This is a genomic window from Bradyrhizobium sp. 62 (assembly GCF_023073035.1).
Taxonomy (GTDB): Bacteria; Pseudomonadota; Alphaproteobacteria; order Rhizobiales; family Xanthobacteraceae; genus Bradyrhizobium.
The window spans coordinates 152,169-174,013 of the sequence record NZ_JADPIT010000015.1; the positions used below are offsets into that span (position 1 = coordinate 152,169).

24 protein-coding genes are annotated in these 21,845 nt (G+C 63.5%); 15 read left to right on the forward strand and 9 right to left on the reverse strand.

Annotation, left to right across the window (positions count from 1 at the left end; all coding sequences use genetic code 11):
* Window positions 1–166: 166 nt before the first annotated feature.
* Entirely contained in the window at window positions 167–1,189 is a 1,023-nt protein-coding gene (locus IVB47_RS11025) for an NADP-dependent oxidoreductase (protein ID WP_247461550.1), read from the forward strand.
* Window positions 1,190–1,343: 154 nt separating this feature from the next.
* Window positions 1,344–1,640 (forward strand): hypothetical protein, encoded by a 297-nt coding sequence (locus IVB47_RS11030; protein WP_247360691.1) that lies wholly within the window; start codon window positions 1,344–1,346, stop codon window positions 1,638–1,640.
* A 54-nt stretch (window positions 1,641–1,694) separates the two neighbouring features.
* Here IVB47_RS11030 and IVB47_RS11035 read toward each other — a convergent pair whose 3' ends face one another.
* Entirely contained in the window at window positions 1,695–2,354 is a 660-nt protein-coding gene (locus IVB47_RS11035; RefSeq protein WP_247461552.1) for an acriflavin resistance protein, read from the reverse strand.
* A 168-nt stretch (window positions 2,355–2,522) separates the two neighbouring features.
* Between IVB47_RS11035 and IVB47_RS11040 the strand changes: the two genes are divergently transcribed.
* Both IVB47_RS11040 and IVB47_RS11045 read left to right on the forward strand, forming a co-directional pair.
* On the forward strand, window positions 2,523–2,945 hold the full coding sequence (locus tag IVB47_RS11040; protein WP_027569585.1) for an MAPEG family protein: 423 nt from the start codon (window positions 2,523–2,525) through the stop codon (window positions 2,943–2,945).
* Between the two features lie 34 nt (window positions 2,946–2,979).
* Window positions 2,980–4,278 carry an RsmB/NOP family class I SAM-dependent RNA methyltransferase gene (locus IVB47_RS11045; protein WP_247461554.1) on the forward strand — a complete coding sequence of 433 codons (1,299 nt, stop codon included), beginning with the start codon at window positions 2,980–2,982 and terminating at the stop codon, window positions 4,276–4,278.
* A gap of 125 nt (window positions 4,279–4,403) precedes the next feature.
* Here the strand turns inward: IVB47_RS11045 and IVB47_RS11050 are convergent, their stop codons facing one another.
* From IVB47_RS11050 to IVB47_RS11060, 3 genes are all read right to left on the reverse strand, one after another.
* Complete coding sequence (locus IVB47_RS11050) at window positions 4,404–4,613, reverse strand: cold-shock protein (protein ID WP_007592195.1); 210 nt, start codon at window positions 4,611–4,613, stop codon at window positions 4,404–4,406.
* A gap of 258 nt (window positions 4,614–4,871) precedes the next feature.
* Window positions 4,872–5,204 carry a DHCW motif cupin fold protein gene (locus IVB47_RS11055; RefSeq protein WP_247461556.1) on the reverse strand — a complete coding sequence of 111 codons (333 nt, stop codon included), beginning with the start codon at window positions 5,202–5,204 and terminating at the stop codon, window positions 4,872–4,874.
* Between the two features lie 156 nt (window positions 5,205–5,360).
* The gene (locus tag IVB47_RS11060; RefSeq protein WP_247461558.1) at window positions 5,361–5,732 is read right to left on the reverse strand and encodes a nuclear transport factor 2 family protein; all 372 of its coding nucleotides are present in this window, start codon (window positions 5,730–5,732) and stop codon (window positions 5,361–5,363) included.
* A 148-nt stretch (window positions 5,733–5,880) separates the two neighbouring features.
* Between IVB47_RS11060 and guaA the strand changes: the two genes are divergently transcribed.
* On the forward strand, window positions 5,881–7,479 hold the full coding sequence (gene guaA / locus IVB47_RS11065; RefSeq protein WP_247463124.1) for a glutamine-hydrolyzing GMP synthase: 1,599 nt from the start codon (window positions 5,881–5,883) through the stop codon (window positions 7,477–7,479).
* A gap of 20 nt (window positions 7,480–7,499) precedes the next feature.
* Window positions 7,500–7,883, forward strand: a complete 384-nt coding sequence (locus tag IVB47_RS11070) for a hypothetical protein (protein WP_247463126.1) — start codon at window positions 7,500–7,502, stop codon at window positions 7,881–7,883.
* 80 nt (window positions 7,884–7,963) lie between these two features.
* Here IVB47_RS11070 and IVB47_RS11075 read toward each other — a convergent pair whose 3' ends face one another.
* On the reverse strand, window positions 7,964–8,875 hold the full coding sequence (locus tag IVB47_RS11075) for a LysR family transcriptional regulator (RefSeq protein WP_247461560.1): 912 nt from the start codon (window positions 8,873–8,875) through the stop codon (window positions 7,964–7,966).
* Between the two features lie 156 nt (window positions 8,876–9,031).
* On the opposite strand from IVB47_RS11075, the gene IVB47_RS11080 reads away from it, so the two are divergent.
* Window positions 9,032–9,703 (forward strand): glutathione S-transferase family protein, encoded by a 672-nt coding sequence (locus IVB47_RS11080; RefSeq protein ID WP_247286503.1) that lies wholly within the window; start codon window positions 9,032–9,034, stop codon window positions 9,701–9,703.
* A gap of 191 nt (window positions 9,704–9,894) precedes the next feature.
* Here the strand turns inward: IVB47_RS11080 and IVB47_RS11085 are convergent, their stop codons facing one another.
* Together IVB47_RS11085 and IVB47_RS11090 are read right to left on the reverse strand one after the other, a co-directional pair.
* On the reverse strand, window positions 9,895–10,488 hold the full coding sequence (locus IVB47_RS11085; RefSeq protein ID WP_247461562.1) for an NAD(P)-binding domain-containing protein: 594 nt from the start codon (window positions 10,486–10,488) through the stop codon (window positions 9,895–9,897).
* Window positions 10,489–10,529: 41 nt separating this feature from the next.
* Window positions 10,530–11,264, reverse strand: a complete 735-nt coding sequence (locus tag IVB47_RS11090) for an SDR family oxidoreductase (protein ID WP_247461564.1) — start codon at window positions 11,262–11,264, stop codon at window positions 10,530–10,532.
* Window positions 11,265–11,531: 267 nt separating this feature from the next.
* Between IVB47_RS11090 and IVB47_RS11095 the strand changes: the two genes are divergently transcribed.
* Window positions 11,532–12,428 carry a LysR family transcriptional regulator gene (locus IVB47_RS11095; RefSeq protein ID WP_247461566.1) on the forward strand — a complete coding sequence of 299 codons (897 nt, stop codon included), beginning with the start codon at window positions 11,532–11,534 and terminating at the stop codon, window positions 12,426–12,428.
* Between the two features lie 217 nt (window positions 12,429–12,645).
* Window positions 12,646–13,653 carry an acetylserotonin O-methyltransferase gene (locus IVB47_RS11100; RefSeq protein WP_247461568.1) on the forward strand — a complete coding sequence of 336 codons (1,008 nt, stop codon included), beginning with the start codon at window positions 12,646–12,648 and terminating at the stop codon, window positions 13,651–13,653.
* A gap of 107 nt (window positions 13,654–13,760) precedes the next feature.
* On the opposite strand, the gene IVB47_RS11105 is transcribed toward IVB47_RS11100, so the two are convergent.
* Entirely contained in the window at window positions 13,761–14,666 is a 906-nt protein-coding gene (locus IVB47_RS11105; RefSeq protein WP_247461571.1) for a LysR family transcriptional regulator, read from the reverse strand.
* Window positions 14,667–14,774: 108 nt separating this feature from the next.
* On the opposite strand from IVB47_RS11105, the gene IVB47_RS11110 reads away from it, so the two are divergent.
* The 6 genes from IVB47_RS11110 (at window position 14,775) to IVB47_RS11135 (ending at window position 20,115) form a co-directional block, all read left to right on the forward strand.
* Complete coding sequence (locus IVB47_RS11110) at window positions 14,775–15,419, forward strand: DsbA family protein (RefSeq protein WP_247461573.1); 645 nt, start codon at window positions 14,775–14,777, stop codon at window positions 15,417–15,419.
* Window positions 15,420–15,491: 72 nt separating this feature from the next.
* Window positions 15,492–16,388 carry an MBL fold metallo-hydrolase gene (locus IVB47_RS11115; protein WP_247461575.1) on the forward strand — a complete coding sequence of 299 codons (897 nt, stop codon included), beginning with the start codon at window positions 15,492–15,494 and terminating at the stop codon, window positions 16,386–16,388.
* Window position 16,389: 1 nt separating this feature from the next.
* On the forward strand, window positions 16,390–16,794 hold the full coding sequence (locus tag IVB47_RS11120; protein WP_247461577.1) for a nuclear transport factor 2 family protein: 405 nt from the start codon (window positions 16,390–16,392) through the stop codon (window positions 16,792–16,794).
* A gap of 142 nt (window positions 16,795–16,936) precedes the next feature.
* A complete protein-coding gene (locus IVB47_RS11125; protein ID WP_247461579.1) occupies window positions 16,937–17,818 on the forward strand; it encodes an AraC family transcriptional regulator in 882 nt (293 codons plus the stop codon).
* Window positions 17,819–17,985: 167 nt separating this feature from the next.
* Window positions 17,986–18,744, forward strand: coding sequence for an SDR family oxidoreductase (locus IVB47_RS11130; RefSeq protein WP_247461581.1), 759 nt, complete (start codon window positions 17,986–17,988; stop codon window positions 18,742–18,744).
* A 111-nt stretch (window positions 18,745–18,855) separates the two neighbouring features.
* Window positions 18,856–20,115 carry a serine hydrolase gene (locus tag IVB47_RS11135; RefSeq protein WP_247360533.1) on the forward strand — a complete coding sequence of 420 codons (1,260 nt, stop codon included), beginning with the start codon at window positions 18,856–18,858 and terminating at the stop codon, window positions 20,113–20,115.
* Between the two features lie 7 nt (window positions 20,116–20,122).
* Here the strand turns inward: IVB47_RS11135 and IVB47_RS11140 are convergent, their stop codons facing one another.
* Entirely contained in the window at window positions 20,123–21,673 is a 1,551-nt protein-coding gene (locus tag IVB47_RS11140) for a carboxylesterase family protein (RefSeq protein WP_247461584.1), read from the reverse strand.
* Window positions 21,674–21,845: the final 172 nt, after the last annotated feature.

Below are 21,845 nucleotides of genomic sequence, written 5' to 3' on the forward strand. Positions count from 1 at the left end.
CGAGTGTGTCGCGTGCGCGTGCCAAAAGCTCGTCATTGCGAGGAGCCCGCGCCAAAATTGCGAAGCAATTTTGCGCTGGTGCGACGAAGCAATCCAGCCCTTTTGTGTTGACGAGACTGGATTGCTTCGCTTCGCTCGCAATGACGGAAAATTGGAGGAAGCCATCATGTCCCAAGGCAAACGCATCGTTCTCGCCGCGCGTCCCGTCGGCGAGCCAAAGCCGTCCGATTTCCGCATCGAGGAATTCGCTGTGCCGACGCCTGCCGCAGGTGAAGTCCTGCTGCGCACCATCTGGCTCTCGCTCGATCCCTATATGCGCGGGCGCATGAGCGACGGTCCGTCCTACGCGACGCCGGTGCCCGTCGGTGGTGTGATGGAAGCCGGTACGGTCTGCGAGGTCGCAGCCTCCAACAATCCGAACTTCGCCAAGGGCGACATCGTGCTCTCGCGCGCGGGCTGGCAGACGCATGCGATCTCCGACGGCAAGGGGCTGAACAAGATCGACCCGAAGCTCGCGCCGATCTCGACGGCCGTCGGCGTGCTCGGCATGCCCGGCATGACGGCCTATACGGGCCTGCTCGATATCGGCAAGCCGCAAGCAGGCGAGACCGTCGTCGTCGCCGGTGCCTCCGGTGCGGTCGGTTCGGCCGTGGGACAGATCGCGAAGATCAAGGGCGCACGCGCGGTTGGAATCGCCGGCGGCAAGGACAAATGCGATTACGTCGTGAAGGAACTCGGCTTCGATGCCTGCATCGATCACCGCGATCCCGATCTGGCTGCGAAGCTGAAGGACGCCTGCCCGAAGGGCATCGACGTCTATTTCGAGAATGTCGGCGGCGCCGTGTTCGAGGCGGTGTTCCCGCTGCTCAATGCGTTTGCGCGCGTGCCGGTCTGCGGCCTCATCGCCCATTACAACGACACTGAAGCGAAGCCGCCGAAATGGGCCGCCAGCATGATGCGCGCGACGCTGACCAAGCGCTTGACCTTCCGCGGCTTCATCGTCTCCGACTTCGCCTCCCGCCATGGCGACTTCCTGCGCGACATGTCCGGCTGGGTCCGCGAGGGGAAGGTCAAGTACAAGGAGTTCGTCACCGAGGGCCTGGAGAGCGCGCCCGAAGCCTTCATGGGGCTTCTGAAGGGCGCCAATTTCGGCAAGCAGCTGGTGCGGGTTGGGCCGGACAAGGCTTGATCCGCCGCCGCTCTCGGCCCCTTCGGGGGTCGGGTATGGTTAACAAAGAGTGACCAATCGGCCACACCCGCCCGTAAAAGCCGCAGGTGTGACCGTCGGTTCATTGACGAGCCCGCGAAGGCATTGAATCATTGCGCATATTTCAGGTGCGATGATGTTAGAGCTTGTTGTTTTCTGCGTAATCCTTGTGGCCGCCGGTTATTGGGCGACGATGTTTGTCATGGGCCGTCGCGACGACGTCATCCATGGCAAGTTCGTTCACACCGAGGACGCCGGCGCGTTGGCGCAATCCGCGATACCCACGCCTATGCCGCCGTTCCCCAAGCGTCCGGTCAAAGCCACGCGGCCTGCCAATGCTGCGCCTGCCAACACCGGGGCTAAGCCAGTGAACAGCGACGCGCTGCAGTCCTTGCTTGCCGCGATCCAGCAGGATCTCAAGAGCGTCGCTTGAGCAGCGACGGGCAGCGCTAATACTCGCCGCCCATCTTGGGCCGATCGAACAAGGTTAAAGCACGCGATAGCGGATCATGTAGGCGTCCTGCGGCGCGACCGGGCTCGCCAACGGCGAGGCGATGCGGTCGGCGAGGTGCCAAGGGCCGAACTGAGGGCCGAATTGGGCGCCCGACTGCTCGGAGCGATGCGGCTCGGCCGGCAGGCGGAGGCGGAATTCGAAGGTGCCCTTGCCGGGCAGGTTCACGACCAGCACGCGGTCCGCGGTGCGGTGGTTGAGCGCCACCGCGCCACGCAGGACGGAGCGGCCATCACCGAGCTCCCGCACGCCCTCGACCAGTGCCAGCGTCTGGTTTCGGTCGGTATGCAGCTCGATCTGTGTGTCGGACGCCGCCGCCAAGGTCTCCCTGGGCATGCGGATCTCGAACTCGACCGCGGGTTTTGACGGATTGAGGCCGAGATAGGCCAGCGCGGCATGGCGCATGTCGTAGGCGGCAAAGGCGAACAGAGCGAGGGCGGCGAGCGCAGCGAGGCCGTGCCTGAGGACATCGCGCCAGGTCCGATAGCTCATTCGGAAGTAGACCGTCATCGCCAGCGCCACCGCAAGCGCCGTCGCGATGCCTGCCAGCGCCGACATCAGGATGCCGAACTGGCCATCGGCGGACTCGGTCAAAGCGCCGGTCAGGCTGCCGATCTGGCTGAAGAGGGTGTTCATGGCGGTCTCTCGCCTTGCGCGCCCCAAGGGGCGAAATCGCTTTAACTGTCGACAGTTGGTCGCCTCATCGGGAACGCCGGTTCAACTCGTTGATTGTCAGGACCAGCGGTGACCGCTAATGGACGCTAGCTGTGGCTTCCGCCGGATGGGACAACCCCGGGAATTCCGATGTCCGTTCAAATGGTTTTGCTGCCGGTCTTCGTGCAGGTCGGTCTCACCTTCGCGCTCCTGATCGCCATGGCGATGGGACGCCGGCGCGCGCTCGTCTCCGGCGAGACCAAGAGTCGTGACATTGCGCTGGGCGAGCCCAACTGGCCGAAGGGGGCCACACAATTCGCCAATTGCTACCGCAACCAGTTCGAACTTCCGGTGCTTTTCTATGTCCTGATCGCGCTGGCGCTCCCGTTGCGCCATGCCGATCTCTTCATCGTGCTGATGTCCTGGGTGTTCGTCGTGACGCGCTTCGTCCATGCCGGAATCTTCGTCTCCTCCAACAATCTCGGCCGCCGCTCCACGATCTGGCTCGCCGGCGTGCTCGTGCTGCTCGCGATGTGGATCTACTTCGCACTGAAGATGCTCTTGTTGATCTGACGGTTAGCCGTCGGATTTGATCTGAAAGATTCAAATGACTCCCGCTGCCCGGCTGTCCGCAGCCATCGAACTGATCGACACCATCGAGAAGGACCGCGTGCCCGCGGCCAAGGCGCTGAAGGAGTGGGGCACCGCACACCGCTTCGCTGGCTCCGGCGACCGCGCCGCCATTGCCGGCCTCGTCTGGGACGTGCTGCGCCGCTATGCCTCGAGCGCGTACCTGATGGATTCGGATACCGCGCGTGCGCGGCTGATCGGCATGCTTCGCCTCGAGCGCAACATGGATACGGCCACGATGGCCGCGCTGTTCGACGGCAGCCGCTTTGCCCCCGCGCCGTTGACCGAGGCCGAGCAGGCCGCGCTCGCCTCGCGGTCCCTTGAAGGTGCCCCGGCCGCGATCGCCGGCGACTATCCGGAATGGCTGGATCCGTATTTGGCAAAAGCGTTCGGCGACGAGCGCGTCGCGGAGGCGGCCGCGATGGCGAGCCGGGCGCCGCTCGACCTGCGCGTCAACACGCTAAAATCCAATCGCGACAAGGCGCTGGGGGCGCTTGCTCATCTTCATGCGAAACCGACGCAGTGGTCCGCAACGGGCCTGCGCATCGAGCTTTCCGCCGATGCGCGCAACCCCGGCATCCAGGCCGAAGAGGATTTCATCAAGGGCGCCATTGAAGTGCAGGATGAGGGATCGCAGCTTGCGGCTGCCTTGACCGCGGCAAAACCCGGCGAGCAGGTGATCGATCTCTGTGCGGGGGCCGGCGGCAAGACGCTGGCGCTCGCCGCGATGATGCAGGGCAAGGGCCGGCTCATCGCGACCGACAGCGACAAGCGGCAGCTTGCGCCTATCCACGAACGCCTGTCGCGCGCCGGCGTCCACAATGCCGATGTGCGCACTCCCAAGGGCGAGGTCGATCCGCTGGCCGAGATCAGCGCCACCGCCGACCTCGTCGTGATCGATGCGCCCTGCACCGGAACCGGAACCTGGCGCCGCAACCCCGATGCCAAATGGCGCATGCGCCCGGGCGCGCTGGAGATTCGCCTGCGGGACCAGACCGAGGTGCTCGAGCGCGCGGTGCCGCTGCTCAAGGCCGGTGGCCGCATCGCCTACATCACCTGCTCGGTGCTTTCCGAGGAGAACGGCGAGCAGGTGAGGGCGTTCACCGCCCGCCATCCCGGGTTCGCGGTGGTGCCGCCCGAGCAGACCGCGAGCGTGCTCTGGGACAAGGCGGAGGAGTTTGCGCAAGCCGCGCTGCAATCGCCGGAAGGCTGGCTGATGACGCCGCGGCGGACGGGCACGGACGGGTTCTTCGTCTCGGTGCTGAAGAAGGCATAACCCACCCCCGTCACCGCCGGTGCGGCGGCCCCCAAAACAAAAACCCCGCGAACCGGAACCCGGTCGCGGGGTTTTCTAAGTCTGCGTTCTGCCGGTACGTCCGTGGTCAGAACGGTGCGCGGGCTTTAGCCGACGCGGAGATTGTCAGCCGAGGACTTGCCGCTGCGACGATCGGCGACGATGTCGAACGAGACCTTCTGACCTTCGTTGAGGGTCGAGAGGCCAGCGCGCTCGACGGCGCTGATGTGCACGAACACGTCCTTGTCGCCGTCATCCGGCTGAATGAAACCAAAACCCTTTTGATTGTTGAACCACTTCACGGTGCCCATAGCCATGGGAATTTCCTTTGCTTAAGAAGTTAACACGCGGACCGGTACGCACTATTGCGCCCATAATCCTGATCAGTCGATGTTGGAGAAATCATCTGAAGCGTGCGCGCCCGTCAGCAACGAAGCGAAGCGGCCCAGTCGTTCGGCCAAGTATCGATGATCACAATATAGCGAGATTTTGGGGCCACTTCAAGGCACCACCCGCCGCTCGGGATGTCCCCGAATTTTGCTATTTTGCGGTGCAAATTAACCCTTCCGGGGCGCTCAATCGACGATAAACAGCGTCGCCCCCGTCGCGGTCGAGGACCGGTGCGCTGCGTCGCCGAAATCCGAGACCTGGTAGCTCATCCCCGCCGTGAGCTTGAACTTGCGGCCGTCGCGCAGCTCGCTGTCGAGCTCGCCCTGCAGCACGTACAGCACGTGGCCGCGGTCGCACCAATGATCGGCGAGATAGCCCGGCGTATATTCGACCATCCGCACCCGGAGATCGCCGATGTTGAGCGTGCGCCACTGCGCCTGCCCGGTCTCGCCGGGATGGATGGTCGGCTCGACCTTGCTCCAGTCGGTGACGGTGAAGGGGAAGGTGGGGAGCTTCATCTGGAATCCTGTGTCAGAGCCGGCGCCGGTGTTGTTAGCGTATGTGCTCGCCACAGTCTCCGTCATTGCGAGGAGCCCTTGCGACGAAGCAACCCAGACATCTCTCCGCGGACAGATTCTGGATTGCTTCGCTACGCCGCAATGACCGGGGACAGGCTAGTGCACCGGATGATTCGCTGATCCCTGCACGATCTTTCCGGCCGCATTCACCCGCAGATATTCGCAGATCCGCTTGCCGCGCTCGTTCTCGTAGAACACCACGACACTGTCCGGGCTGACGAACAATTCGATCAGCGAGAAATGCAGGTTCGGCAACAGGGCGAGCGCCTTGCCCCAATAGGCGCGCAATGCATCCTTGCCGCGCACGGTGCCGCTTTCATCGAACCCCATCGCGGGAATGCGGTCCGAGGTCATCACGGTGTCCTCTGCATAGAGCGTAAGCACGCGTTCGAGATCGCGCGCGTTCCAGGCTTCGACCCAGGTCCGGCCGAGCGCGGCAAGCGTTGATGGCTGATGGTGCTGTGACATGACGTTCTCCCTGTTCGGCCCTTGGTGAGTGACGGGCCATATTAGGTCAATAGTGCTTACCTATATTGATTTGTCCATGCCCAAAGAAGAATGTGGGCCCGCGGCCCGCGCGGTTGCGGGAAAAGTCCCCGTCGCGTATTTGCTTGCCATGACAGCAGCACAGACCGACCGCTCCGCGTCGACGCCCTCCGTGGCCTCGGCGCATGACAAGATTCTCATCGTCGACTTCGGTAGCCAGGTGACGCAGCTCATTGCGCGTCGCGTGCGCGAGGACGGCGTCTATTGCGAGATCGTCCCGTTCAACAAGGCCGAACAAGCCTTCAACGAGATGAAGCCGAAGGCGGTGATTCTCTCCGGCGGGCCTGAGTCGGTGCATGAAGCGGGCTCGCCCCGCGCGCCGCAAGCGATCTTCGATTCCGGCGTGCCGGTGATGGGCATCTGCTACGGCCAGATGGCCATGGCGGAGCAGCTCGGCGGCACCGTCGAGGGCGGCCATCACCGCGAATTCGGCCGCGCCGATGTCGAGGTGAAGGCGCCGAGCAAGCTGTTCGAGGACGTCTGGTCGCCAGGCGGCAAGAACCAGGTCTGGATGAGCCATGGCGACCGCATTACAAAAATGCCGCCGGGCTTCTCGGTGGCCGGCACGTCGCCGAACGCGCCGTTCGCGATCATCCAGGACGAGACGCGCAAATATTACGGCCTGATGTTCCACCCCGAAGTGGTGCACACGCCCGACGGCGCCAAACTGATCCGCAACTTCGTCCGCAAGATCGCAGGCCTGTCCGGCGACTGGACCATGCGCGCCTTCCGCGAGGAGGAGATCGCGAAGATCCGCGCCCAGGTCGGCAAGGGCAGGGTGCTCTGCGGCCTGTCAGGCGGAGTGGATTCTGCGGTTGCGGCCGTGCTGATCCACGAAGCAATCGGCGAGCAGCTCACCTGCGTGTTCGTCGATCACGGCATGCTGCGTCTCGATGAAGCCAAGACCGTGGTCGACCTGTTCCGCCACCACTACAACATCCCGCTCGTGCACGTGGATGCCTCGAAGCAATTTCTCGGTGAGCTCGAAGGCGTCACCGATCCCGAGACCAAGCGCAAGACCATCGGTCGCCTCTTCATCGAGGTGTTCGAGGCGGAGGCCAAGAAGATCGGCGGCGCCGACTTCCTCGCCCAAGGCACGCTCTATCCCGACGTGATCGAGAGTGTCTCCTTCACCGGCGGCCCCTCGGTGACGATCAAGTCGCACCACAATGTCGGCGGTCTTCCTGAGCGCATGAACATGAAGCTGGTCGAGCCCCTGCGCGAGCTGTTCAAGGACGAGGTGCGCAAGTTGGGCCGCGAGCTCGGCCTCCCCGAAATCTTCGTCGGCCGCCACCCGTTCCCGGGCCCCGGCCTCGCCATCCGCTGCCCCGGCGACATTACGAAGGACAAGCTCGACATCCTGCGCAAGGCCGACGCCGTCTACATCGACCAGATCCGCAAGCACGGCCTCTACGACGACATCTGGCAGGCCTTCGCCGTGCTGCTCCCGGTGAAGACCGTCGGCGTCATGGGCGACGGCCGCACCTACGACTTCGTCGTCGGCCTGCGCGCCGTCACTTCAACCGACGGCATGACCGCGGACTTCTACCAGTTCGACATGAAGTTTCTCGGCGAGACTGCCACGCGCATCATCAACGAGGTGAAGGGCGTGAACCGGGTGGTGTACGACGTGACGAGCAAGCCGCCTGGGACGATTGAGTGGGAGTAGTTTTCAGAGACCGCTTGCTGATGCGCGCCGCGTTGAAAGTGGTGATGGCCGCAATATTTGTGATGCCGGCTGCGGTGGCTCTGGCGAAGTCTCCGGGCTGCGCGAGTTGGCCCACCAACATGGCCCTCGTGCACCTCAAGAACGCCGGCCTGATTGACATCCCATCGGTAATCGAGGCGCAGACCAAGGCCGTTCGTCTCGCATCCGAAAAGATCGGCAAAGACCTCTACCAGCAGGTTTACGACATCACCTTTCACACCAAGGATGGCAAGACGATCGAGGTCATCACGAAAAACCAGGCATCAAGCGAGGAATGCTCGATGAGCGGCGTCGACGTCTACGTGGTCTTGAAGAAAATCGGCGGGTCGGCGGAGCTGCCATCTGACGGCACGACTAAAAAGTGATCCGGAGTGACGGTGACGGCGCACCAAACCAGTCTCAAGTTTAGTGCACTGTCCGGTCACGCCGTCCACTCCCTGCCGCTTTAGCCTTCGCCGACCCTTAATTCCGGCTCCTCGGCGCAAATCGCAGCGAGGAAATCGATGAATTGCCGCACGCGGGAGGGCATGCGCCGTCCGGCAGCGGTAACTGCGTTGATCGGGAAGGGCGGCGGCGCATGCTGGTCCAGAATGCGTACGACCTCGCCCGACGCCAGCACATCCGTGAACAACCAACTCGCGTGATGGGCAATGCCGAGGCCCGCGAGAACCGCGCCGCGAACATGCTCGGCGTCATTCGTGCGGAACGCTCCCCCACCATCGACCGTGACCTGCCCGCCGTCTACGTGGAAACCCCACCCAATGATATCGCCCTGGTAGACATAGCTGATGCGCTGGTGGTTGCGCAGTTCGCCTAGCGTTTGCGGCGCGCCGTGTTGGGCAAGATAGCTGGCAGAGGCCACGGTTATCATCCGCATGTCGCCGATGCGCCGGGCGACGAGTGCTGAATCCGAAAGCCGACCGATACGGATCGCGACGTCTATCCCTTCCTCGATGAGGTCAACGTGTCGCCCGGAGACTTCCATCTCAATCGCGACGTCGGGGAAACGGTTCCTGAAATCCGATAGCCGGGGAATAACGAACATCCTCCCGAAGGCTGGCGAGAGGGTCACGCGGACCAGCCCTGAAGGGGCGGACTGCCCCTCAAGGACTCTCTCTTCGAGCGAGTCGATATCCTGAAGGATACGGACGGTGGCCTCGTAATAGTCCTGTCCTGCCGGCGTCACGGCAAGGGCACGGGAATTTCTCGCGAGGAGTTGCGTCCCGAGCCGCGCTTCGAGCGCAGCGAGCTGCTTGCTGACGGTCGGCTGGCTGACGTTGAGGTCACGCGCCGCCTGCGAAAAGCTTCCGCTTTCGACGACGCGCACGAACATCCGTATCGCGTCCAGCTTATCCATCAATTTTTTCCGGACACGCCCCGCCGCGCATACAATCCTCAGTCCATTCCTCTCCGGAATAGATGGCATTCTATAGGCGTCAATTTCATTTGCAAAATGAATATGCGACTCGGCGTTCGGCCGCCAGCTCAGGGGGCCGTGCTGAAAGGAAGAGTGATGGCAATCAAGATCTATGGTGATGCGGGCTCGGGCAGCTTGCGTCGCGTGACCACGGCTGCGAAGATCATGGGCATTGAACTCGATCGCGTGAGCGTCGACCTTTTCAAAGGCGAGAGCCAAACCGACGCGTTCAAATCACGTCTCAATCCCAACGGTCTCACTCCGGTTCTGGAGGATGGGGACACCATTGTCTGGGAAGCGTCAGCGATCAATCTGTATCTCGCCAGCAAGGTGAACTCGCCGCTGGTCGGAACCACGCCGGAGGAGCAATTCCAGGTGCTTCAGTGGATGTTCTGGTCCGGCGAACAGTGGCGCACCTTCACGACCACTCTCTTCGACGAGCGCGTCGCCAAGACGATCATGGGCTTGCCGAAGGACGAGTCCCTCATCGCGTTCGCGGAGCGTAAGATCCGCGCCGCAGCGAAGGTCCTCGACCAGCATCTTGAAGGCCGCAAGTTCATGGTTGGCGATGCGTTGACCTTTGCTGATATCGATATTGCGGCGCCTTTCTCCCAGGTCGATCGTGCAAAGTTTCCGTTCAAGGACTATCCGAACTTGATCGCCTGGCACGACAATCTTCTTCGGTCGTTCCCGGCGTGGGCGGAGACGAAGGCCGAGGTTGACAACCGTATGGGAAGCTTTCTGACGAGCGTCGGTGTGAAGCTATAAAAATCCAGGCTTGCCCATACGCGAAATTGAATTCGCGATGCCAAGGCCAGGTTCTCCGCGGTTGTCGACGCGGCGGTAGAGGGCACGCCTGCGGTCGTCACGGCCAGTGCGCAGGGCGGATTAGCCGCAAGGCGTAATCCGCCCGCTTCGCCGGGCGTCGCTCCGCTCCTGGAACGGCGCCGATACGCCGATTACTGCTCCTTCCTGAACAAATCCTGGAAGATGAGCGGGCCCCAAACCCGGCCGCGTGCGTGCACCAGCGCGCCACCCTCGTTGAGCTTTCCCAGCTTGACGGGTGCGAACCCGAGTTGTTTGGCCAGCGCCGCCACGGGAGCAATCGCGTCGTCGTCGTCGCTCGAGAGAAAGACGACGCGGTGGCCGCCCTCGACGACCGGATCGGTGGCCAGAGTGGCCGCACCCAGGTGATTGAAACCTTTCACGAGGTTGGCGCCGGTGAACGCCTTCGCGACGACAGCGGAGGACAGAAGACCATCCAGCTCTTCTCCAAACCCGTTCGTCGCGTCGATGATCGTCTTGCCTTTCCAGCTCGGCAGGGCCTTCGCAACCTCGCGATGCTCCCCGAACGGGACCGCCAGGATGATCGTGTCGGCCTCCAGTGCTTCCCGCAGCGACTTGGCGACGACCGTGGGTCCAATCGCCCGGGCCTGCGGCGCCAACGCCTCGGGCGGCCGGCGGCTCGCGACCGTTACGGCGATGCTTTTACGGGCGAAGGCATGGGCGAGGGCCTGGCCGATCTTGCCGAATCCTATGATTGCGTAGCTCATAATATTTCTCCAATCCGTGTTGATATTGATTTCCGGGCCGTTCAGATGGCCGAGAAGCCGCCGTCGACCGACAACTCCACCCCATTCACGAAGCTCGAATCGTCTGAAGCAAGAAACAGCGCGACCGCCGCGATTTCCTCAGAACGACCCATCGTTCCCCTGGGGATCAGGGATTCGAACATCCGCTTCGCTTCCTCGGTGAGAACCTGATCCTGCATCGGTGTGGCGATCGGCCCCGGGCTCAGCACGTTCACCCGGATATTCCTGCCCTTCAGTTCGTTGAGCCACGTGCGTGCAAATGAGCGCAGCGCCGCCTTGCTCGCCGCATACACGCCGTAACCAGGAAAACCTTTCACCGACGCAACGGACCCCGTCATGAAGATCGATCCGCCATCGCGAAACAGCGGCAACGCCTTCTGCACAGTAAACAGCGTGCCGCGCGTATTCAGGCCGAAGGTTGCATCGAAATGCTGCTCGGTGATCTCGCCCAGTGGGACGGCTTCGCCCATGCCGGCGCTCGCGTACAGGACGTCGATCCTGCCCTTGTCCCGCTTGACCGTTTCGAACAGGCGGTCGAGGTCGTCGAGATTGGCCGCGTCGCCGCGCACGCCCGTCACGTTCCGGCCAATCAACTTGACGGCGTCGTCGAGCGCCTCCTGCCTCCGGCCCGTGACGAAAACATAAGCGCCTTCTTCAACGAACCGCCTGGCGCTCGCCAGCGCCATGCCGCTCGATCCACCCGTGATGACCGCAACCTTGCCGTCAAGCTTTCCCATGATTTCTCCTGTCGTGGTGTCGGGACAGCATCTGCCCCCGAGACCCGCGAGATAGGTCCGGCGGCGGCAGGCGTTGAGTGCGGAAACGCGCACATCGGTGGTGCGAAATCGATCCGGCCGGACGACTGACGCCAGCGGCGACGATCGACGTCGGGCCGTTGGGAAGGGGCTGCGCCTGCCGGAACGGGGCTATGATGACCGCCCATACTGCGGTACGAGGCGCTCGATTGGACTTGGAAGGCGCACCGCGCGGTGCGGGATTGCACCATGATCGACTGGGACGATGTTCGCTATTTTCTAGCCGTCGCGCGGGGAGGCTCGGTGCGGGCGGCCGCCGAGCACCTCGGCGTGAACCACGCGACCGTGCTGCGACGCATCGCCCAGCTCGAGGAACGCCTCGGGGTCCAGATGTTCGAAAAGCTGCCTTCGGGCTACCGCCTGACGGCTGCGGGCGAGGAGGTCCTCGAATTCGCGGACCAAATGGAAGCGTCGTCGCACCAGCTGGAGACGCGCGTGTTCGGGCGCGATCAGAGCGTGCGCGGGCGTCTGCGGGTGACGCTGGCGCCACCGATGGCGACACATTTGCTCATGCCTGATTTCGCCGATTTCGCGCGTCTGCATCCCGATATCGAGATGGATATCCTGTCGTTCGGCGAGCTGGCAAATCTGACCAACCGGGAGGCCGACGTCGCGATCCGCGTCGTCTACGATCGCAAAACGCTGCCGCAAAATCTTCACGGCATGAAGGGACCGGAGCTGTTCGGCGCCGTCTACATGTCCAGGGATCGACTGGCCGCGTGGCGTGCCGGCGCGCCTGATCCCATCCGCTGGATCGTCATCAGCATTCACGGCATCCCGGACTGGGCCAGCGCGGGTGAGGTTCGCACCACAGGCGTTCCATTCAGGGTCACGGACGCCGGGGCGCAGATCGTTGCGGTCCGGCAAGGGCTCGGCATCACGACGCTGCCGTGCTTCGTCGGCGATGCCGACCCGCTGCTGGCGAGGGTGCCGGGCAGCGAGTTGCACATGTACGGAACGGTCTGGCTCCTCACACAGGGCGAGACACGCAAGACCAAGCGCGTGCGGCTCTTCACGGAGTTCGTATCCCGCCGGCTCGCCGCGTATGCGCCGCTGCTGGCAGGGCTGGTGGTATCGCGCGACTGAGGCGCGGCAGGTCACCGGCTCGGCTCGCCAAAGCAAAGCGGGATTCACCCACCTTGAGCGTGATCTGCGGCTTGTGGCCCCTAAGCCGCGTCGAATTTGAAGGCCTTCGTTGCGATACAGCGTGCGTACCGCAATTTCTGCGATATCATCCGTTTGCACGAATGCCCGCACTCGATGGATCTTCACTGTGCGCGTGGCCGCGCGAGGAGATGAAATCATGACCGCGAATGCTTTCTCGGACCTTACGCGGCTGATTAACGGGTATCAGATTTCGCAGGCCATTCACGTAGCGGCCCGGCTTGGCATAGCCGACCACCTCAGTCACGAGCCACTAAGCAGCAACGAACTTGCTCGGCTCAGCGGATCGCATCCCAGGACACTTTATCGGCTCTTGCGGGCGCTGGCTTCAGCCGGTGTTTTCCATGAGGCCGAGAACAAGACGTTCTCGCTCACTCCGATCGGCGAGTGTCTTCGTTCTGACTCGCCGACGCCACTCGACGGCTGGGCCGCATATGTCGGCCGACCTTATGCCTGGCAGGCCTGGGGCAATCTTGAACACAGCGTCCGCACTGGGGAGAATGCCTTTCGGCATCTCAACGGTCAGAGCGTATGGGAGTATCGCAGCACCCGTCCAGATGAGAACGCGATCTTCAACCGAGCCATGACGGCCAATTCTCGTGGCGCCATCGAGGCCATCATCGCCGCCTACGATTTCAGCCGTTTTCGTCACGTCGCGGATATCGGGGGTGGCCAAGGTCAACTGTTGGCGGGAATTCTCGGCGCAAACAAGGGCCTGCGCGGAACGCTGTTCGATCAGCCGCACGTGGTTGGCAAGGCGGCTGAAGTTCTGACCCAACATGATGTCGCCGACAGATGCGAAATCGTTGGAGGCAGTTTCTTTGAAACGATCCCGGAGGGGGCCGACGCCTACGTGATGCGGGCGATCATCCACGATTGGGACGATAAGGAGGCGATTTCTATCCTGAAGACCTGCCGCCGCGCGATGACCGCTGATGCCAGATTGCTCCTTGTCGAACGTGTGGTGGAGCCGCCGAACGAGGGGCCAATCTCGAAATTCAGTGACCTGAATATGCTTGTCATGCTCGGTGCACTGGAACGGAGCTACGAAGAATATTCCGAGCTATGCCGAACGGCCGGATTTGAGATGCGCGGCACAACTCGCGCGGGCTCGCACTTCCAGGTCATCGAGGCAGTTCCCGCTTAGACCGAACTGGTGTGGGACCTTGCTTCACCCGCAGGGAGGCCGCATCAGATGCGCTTTCGTAACCTGAGGTCTGGTTATCGCCGCTAGCCGCTTAGCGAGTACATGCCCTAATCCGCCCCGACCGAACTCCCCTGTCGCTGAGCCGCGATCAGCATCTCCACGAACGCGGTCACTTTCGGCGGGCGGAAGCGAGCCGCAGGGTAGACCGTGTGGATGCCGCCGGATGGCAGTTGCCATTGCGGCAGGATGTGGATGAGGCGCCCCGCCGCGAGATCGTCCGCCACCAGGAAATCCGGCAGCACCGACAGACCGCCGCCGGCGAGCACGGCCGCGAGCACGCCCGGCGTCGTGTCGATGGCGATGCTCGCCTGCAGGCGCACGGCGCGTCGGTCGAGATCGCCGCGCGAGAACTGCCACAGCAGCGGCTCGCGCAGCGCCATGTTGGCGACGAACGGGAGCGTCGCGAGGTCGTCGGGATCGCGCGCGGCGGCGATCCGATCCGCGAATGCGGGAGCGCCGACCAGACATTGCCGGAACGATCCGATCTTGCGCGCCTGCAGGCTGGAATCGACCAACCAGCCGACACGGATTGCCATGTCGATCTGGCCTGAGGCGAGGTCGACCGTCTGATCTTCGAGCGTCAACTCCACCCGGCAGTTGGGATAGCGTACCGCGTAGGCGGTGACGACGGCGACGACGACGGCGGTGCCGTAGTCGTTCGGCGCCGTGATCCGCAATGTGCCGGTCGGCGCAGCGGCTGCCTGGGCGAGTTCGTCGAAGGCATCCTCGGCTTCGCGCAGGATCATGACGCAGCGCGCATGAAACATGCGGCCTGCGTCGGTCGGATGGACCCGGCGCGTCGTGCGCACGAGAAGGCTGGTGCCGAGATCGCGCTCCAGTTGCGCCACTTGCTGGCTGACCACGGCCTTGGTGATGCCGAGCCGCTCGGCGGCCCGCGTGAAGGATCCGGTGTCCACGACGGCTGCGAAATAGGCCAGGCGGTTCAGGTTCATGGCTCGTCCGGTCAAATCTACTGTTAGCTAATACCATACATTCTGTCTGTTTTGTTGATATTTATCTACCAATCCGCAGGTGCCACATTGCGATTCAAGGAGATCGCCATGTCCGCGCCCATTCAAATCACCTACCTGTTCGACCCGCTCTGCGGCTGGTGCTACGGGGCCTCCACGCTGATCGAGCAACTCGTCGCCCGACCGGATTTTGCTGTCGAACTTGCGCCGACAGGCCTGTTCGCCGGCGAGGGCGCGCGTCCGATGGACGACGGCTTTGCCACCTATGCCTGGACCAACGACCAGCGGATTTCGCGCTTGAGCGGCCAGCCCTTCAGCGAAGCCTATCGCCGCGATGTGCTGGGCGACCGCACGCGCCTGTTCGATTCCGGCCCGGCGACATTGGCGCTCACGGCTGTCGCGCTCACGGCGCCTGATCGGGAGTTCGCGGCGCTGAAGGCCTTCCAGCTCGTCCGCTATGTCGAGGGCCGCGACAGCACGGACATGTCCGTTCTGTCGGATGTGCTCTGCGCGATGAATTTGCCGGAGGTTGCCGCCCGCCTGGCGAGCCCCGACACCGTATTGATCGCCGCGTATCGCGCGCGTCTCGAGGCAGCGCGTGCCGAAATGCGCCGGCTCGGCGCCAACGGCGTCCCGGCCCTGATCGTAGGCACCGGCAATGATCGCCGCCTTGTGCAGGCAAGCGCGCTGTTCGGCAGCCTGGACGTCCTGATCGATGGACTGAAGGCGGCGTGAGCGCAGCGATCAACACAGTCGAGACCATCCCATTTGAATTTCGAAATCGCAGACCAGCACCAGGAGACCAACATGCTGACAAGGAGAACCATCATGAAAACCACTCTCACCGCGGGCGCCGCAGCAGTCTTCGCACCCGCAGGCTTCGGCCATGCCGCGGGCGGACTCACCTGGAAGCATTTTCCAGCCGGACAGAACGGCTTCTTCCGGGCTCCCGTTCTGGTGTCCGGGCCGAGCGAAGCCGTGCTGATCGATGGCGGCTTCACGTTGTCCGATGGCAAGGCTGTCGCTGACGCCATCAAGGCCACCGGCAAGAAGCTCACCACCATCTATATCAGCCAGTCGGACCCGGATTATTATTTCAGCCTCGGCGCCATCAAGGCGGCGTTCCCGGAGGCCCGCGTGCTCGCGACGCCCGCAACATTGGCGGCCATTAACGCCAGCGTCGAAAAGAAGCTTGCCGTCTGGGGGCCGCAGCTCAAGGCGAACGGCCCGCAGGTGCTCGCCGATGTGGTCATCCCCGAAGCGTTCGACGGCAAGACGCTCAGCGTGGACGGCGAAACCATCGAGATCGTCAGCGCAGACGGCCTGGTCAACCGGCGCTATCTGTTCGTGCCCTCGCTGAACGCGGTGTTCGGCGGCGTGCTGATTTTCTCCGGCGTCCATGTCTGGACCGCCGACACGCCGACCCGGGAGCAGCGCGCCGCCTGGATCGCCAATCTCGAAAAGATCGCGGCGCGCAAGCCGGCGGTCGTCGTGCCCGGCCATCTGTCGGTGGATGCAAAAACCGATATGTCCGGTATCGAGCACACCATCGCCTACCTCAAGGCGTTCGACGAAGAGCTGGCCAAGGTCAAGGAGTCCGCGGCGCTCAAGGCGGCGATGGAGGCGCGCTTCCCCGGCCTCGGCATGGGCGTTGCGCTCGACATCGGCGCCAAGGTCGCCACCGGCGAGATGAAATGGGGGTGAGATGGCTGGCAATCTCGACCTGATCCGCGCCACCTACGAGGGATCGTCGTCGGAAGAGAACGGCCGCAATCTCTTGGCCGCTCTCGCTCCCGATGCCGCATGGACCGAAGCGGAAGGGTTTCCGTACGCGGGCACCTATGTCGGACCCGACGCGATCATCTCAGGTGTGTTCCGGCGTCTCACCACTGAATGGACCGGCTACCGCGCCGATGTTCACACCTATCTCGAAGACGGCGACCGCGTCGCCGCCTTCGGCGTCTACTCCGGGACCTACAAGGCGACGGGTAAATCCATGCGCGCCAATTTCGCGCATCTCTATCTGCTGAAGGACGGCAAGATCGCCAGCATGACGCAATATGTCGACACCGCGATGGTGCAGAAGGCGCTGGAGCCTGCTGACCAGTAACGGCCGGCAGATATTGGAATATACGAGAGAGGGCGCCCATCACGCTCAAAATAGGATCGACGGGATGCCTGCCAAACCGCAAGATCGGTCGAGCGTATCATGGCCGTCAGCGACTAGATGGAGCCGCCACGGAGGAGGGACGATGAAGGCGGCGCTGCAAAACTATCAGGACCGGATGCGACGGGTGCTTGATCATATCGACCGGCATCTCGACGATGATCTGGATCTGGACACGGTGAGTGCTGTTGCGGCTTTCTCAAAATTTCATTTCCACCGGCAGTTCTCGGCAACCTTCGGATTATCAGTGCATCGCTATGTCCAGCTGGCCCGCATGAAGCGCGCTTCGCATCAGCTGGCCTACATGGACGGCCTTGATGTCACGGAGATTGCGATGGATGCCGGTTACGATGCACCGGATGCCTTCGCCCGCGCCTTTCGGCAACGGTTCGGGCAATCGCCGTCGTCGTTCCGGAAGTCTCCCGACTGGGAGCCGTGGCTTGCGGCCTTCGGGCCTCTCGACAATGCGAGGAGCAAGCTCATGCAGAAGACCTTTACCTTTGACGACGTGACGATCCGCGATGTGCAACCCACCAAGGTGGCGATCATGGAGCATCGCGGCGACCCGGCGACGCTTCCCGCCACGATCCAGCGCTTCATCGCGTGGCGCAAGGCGGCGAACCTGCACCCCAGGACAAGTCCGACCTTCACGGTCTGGCGCTCCGAGCGGCGTCCTGCCTCGCCGGCCGAGTACAGCACGGACCTCTGCGTCGGGACCGACCAGCCGATCGCGGCGAACGGCGAAGAGATCAAGGCCGGCGAGATCCCCGGCGGACGTTGCGCGGTGCTGCGCGTCGTCGGCTACACCGACAATCTCGAGCCGGCCGCGCTCTTCCTTTATCGCGACTGGCTTCCCGCCAGCGGCGAAGAAGCGCGCGACTTCCCGATCTATTGCCAGCGGCTGAGCCTGTTCCCGGAGGTGCCGGAGCACGAGACAGTCGCGGACGTTTTCTTGCCGCTGAAGTAGCGTCTGCTGACGGCGGCCTGTCACTCCGATCACGGAAACCGGCAGGCCGCCATTCGCGGATCAATACCGCCACGATGTGATCCCGCGTTCAACTCGGGAAACGGGTGGCAGCTCGCTGGTGCCTGATGTCTTGTTCGGCTCCTTTTTGACATCAGGAGAGTCTCGCGGTGGAACTGGCAAACAAGACGATCATCATAACCGGCGCCAGCAGCGGCATCGGTGCTGCCGCAGCATCATTGTTCGCGTCCGAAGGCGCCGATGTGGTGCTCGGGGCGCGTCGCGGCCCCGAGCTGCAGGCCGTTGTTGCAAGCATCAAGAGCGCCGGAGGGCGCGCGACGTTTCTCGCCGGCGATGTTCGGGACACCGGCTATGCAGCCCGCCTTGTCGAGCACGCCGTCAAGACTTTCGGAAAGCTCGACGGCGCCTTCAACAACGCCGGGATTGTCGGCGAGATGACGCCAGTCCCCGAGATGAGCGTCGAAAACTGGACCGATGTGCTTGCGGTGAATCTCACCTCGGCGTTCCTCAGCGCAAAGGCGCAGATCCCGGCGCTGCGCAAGCAGGGCGGCGGTTCGATCGTTTTTACCTCGTCCTTCGTTGGCTTCAGCAACGGGGGCCTGCCGGGCATGGCGGCGTACGCAGCCTCAAAGGCAGGACTGATCGGCCTGGCTCAATCACTGGGCGCCGAGCATGCGGCCGAAGGCATTCGCGTCAACGCGCTCCTGCCTGGAGGGACCATCACCCCGGCGGCAGGCGAGGGAAATCCCGACGCCTTGAATTTCATCGCCGGGCTTCACCCGATGAAGCGGATGGCCAGTTCCAAGGAGATCGCGCAGGCGGCGGTTTTTCTCCTGAGCGACCGGGCATCGTTCATGACCGGCAGTCCCATGACGGTGGATGGCGGCATGTCGGTGCGCCTGATCTGACGACGAACCCGCCAAGCGCGCGGCGACGGTCACCTCGGCGCAAACATTGGATGTTCGCCACGCATCTCCATGATACGAGACCCCGTCGTTCGCTTCCGGAGCCCAATGCCCATGTCCGCCGCCACCGCCGCGAGTCAGCCGTCCGCAACCGCCGCCGAAACCGATTCCGAGACACTCGGCTGGATGAAGGGCTTCCCGCCACCGGAAAACCGCACCATCTCCTTCCAGAACGGCTCGTTCCGCAGCTTCCCCGAGCTGCGCTGGGCATGGAGCAACATTCGCCAGCTGGTGCCGACCGTGAACGTCTGGCGCGGGGCGGAGCCTGCATCGGTGCTGCCGCGCCAAGACCATGACATCGGCGCCTCCGCGTCGACCACGATGGACGGCCGGCCCATGACGTTCGCGAGGATGCTCGAGGAGACCTACACCGACGGCATCGCCGTGCTGCATCGGGGCAGGCTGATCTATGAGCGCTATTTCGGCGCGTTGAAGCCGCACAAGCCGCATATCGCGATGTCGGTGACGAAATCGTTCACGGGCGTGCTCGCCGGCATTCTGGTCGCCGAGGGCAAGATCGATCCGCAGGCGCCTGTCACGGAGTATGTGCCGGAGCTGAAGGCCAGCGCCTTCGGCGATGCGCGCGTGCACGAGGTCATGGATATGACCACCGGGCTCGAATACACGGAGGTCTATACCGACAAGAACTCTCACGTCTGGGGCCTCCGGCGGGCGAACGGCATGGCACCGATTCCGCCGGATTACGACGGCCCGACCACCATCTTCGAATTTCTGATGGCGCAGAAGAAGCAGGGCGAGCACGGCAAGGCCTTCGCCTACAAGACCGTCAACACCGACGTGCTCGCCTGGATCATCCGGCGCGTCAGCGGCATGAACTTGTCCGATCTGCTCTCCGAGCGCATCTGGCAGCCGATCGGCGCCGAGGAGGACGCGCATTACCACGTCGATCGCATCGGCACCGAAAGCGGCGGTGGGGGCCTCTCCACCACCTTGCGCGATCTCGCCCGCTTCGGCGAGACCATGCGCAATCACGGCCGCTTCAACGGCCGGCAGATCGTGCCTTCATCTGTTGTCGAAGACATCGCGCGCGGCGGCGATCCCGAGAAATTCAAGCCCGCCGGTTACACCACGCTACCCGGTGCCTCCTATCGCAATCAATGGTGGGTCACGCACAATGCCCACGGCGCCTATATGGCGCGCGGCGTTCACGGGCAGGGCATCTATATCGATCCCAAGGCCGAGATGGTGATCGCGCGCTACGCCTCGCACCCCGCAGCGGGCAACGCCGCCAACGATCCCGTGACGCTGCCGGCCTACATGGCGCTGGCGAAGGAGCTCATGGCGGGCGGGTGAGGTACGCCTACGGCAGCTCCCGCCGGCGCATCGGCAAAATGCCGTCCTGCCTGAAACTGGCGAGGAAGCGGAAGCGGGCGGCTTGCGGATTGGGACGGGCTTCGATCGTTGTGCCCAGGATCTGCACGACGTCCGTCTCGTCATAGGCCGGCCAGGGTGGCAGGCCCGATCCGTTGGGATCGCCATGCGCCGCGAAATTCACCCAATAGGCCATCATGGTCCGCGCCAGGGCGCGGTCCTCTTCGGCCGCCGGTGCCGAGCTGCCGATCACCTGTTGCGGTGTGAGTGTGCCGAACACGAACGGAATTTCGGTGACGTGCGAGGCGATCGGCGTGTAGCGCGAGGTATAGCTGAAGTGATAGCCGTAGACCGGCGCGCGTCCCCCGCGCCAATGCAATCGCAGCCACTGCCAGCATTGCTCGCCAACTACATAGTCGCCGTTAAGCGCCGCCGCGGAAGTCCTGGCCTCCGCGTCGGTCGCCGCGGGGTAGACCTTCAGGAAATCGGCCAAGCGCTCCTTGCCGAACATCGCCTCGGCCGCGGAGACAAAGGCTTGCGCTGATTGATCGGGCAGTGACTGCGAACGGAAAGGAAATTCCTCGGCCGCATTCCAGCCCGCCAGTAGCGGGATGTGCATCTGTTCGCCGCGCAGGAAGCGCCGCGCGGGCACATCAGGCACAACATGACCATCGATGCTCGGCGAGAAGGCCGTCACGACCGGGCTGGTCCTGAAACTCCACGGCGCGGATGCATTCAACCGATCGGCCGGCATGCTGCGCAAAGCTGCGATCGACGCGTTGTGCTGTTGCCGGGCATAAGCCAGACCACGCGCGCGGGCTTCTTCAAAGCCCTGGAGTGGGCCGTGCTTGCCGTCCCAGAACGCACCGCTCTGCCCAATGGCCTTGTGAAACAGTCCATGTGCAAGCGGCGAGGCCATCAGGATGCCGACGGCCATGGCGCCGGCGGATTCGCCGAACAGGGTGACGTTGTCGGGGTCGCCGCCAAAGCCGGCAATGTTGGCCTTGACCCAGCGCAGCGCCGCCAGTTGATCCTGCAGGCCGTAATTGCCCGAGGGCGCCTCCGTATCGAGATCGGGATGGGCGAGGAAGCCGAGGATGCCGAGGCGATAATTGAAGCTGACGACGACGACACCTTTCGCTGCTAGCCGGCCGCCATCGGTTGCCGGATTCGCCGAGGAGCCGAACTGAAAGCCGCCGCCGTGAATCCACACCATCACGGGCCGCGTCTCGTCGGCGTGCTTCGCCGCGGTCCAGACGTTGAGATAAAGGCAATCCTCGTCGCGCGGCCCCGGCCGCTGGTCATTTTCGAGCGCCGATAGACACCCCGCGCCGAACACAAGCGCATCGCGCACGCCATCCCAGGGCGCCGGCGGCTTTGGTGCGCACCAACGCAGAGGCCCGACCGGCGGTGCTGCGTAGGGAATGCCTTTGAACGCGATCACGCCGCTTGCATCGCGCGGGCCGCCACGCACGGCCCCCGCTTGCGTGCGGACCACGGGTTCCAGCTTGGCTGCTGTCGTAGTTGTGAAACCATGCATGGTCACATCTCCAGGGCAATCGCACACAGAGCTTGGCCTTCATGGTTCGAGACGCCCGCCTGAGAGCGGGCTCCTCACCATGAGGATTTGCGGTTGCGCCGCGAAACAAGACCTCATCCTGAGGAGCCCGCCGAAGCGGGCGTCTCGAAGGACGGCCACAGCGAAACCGCTT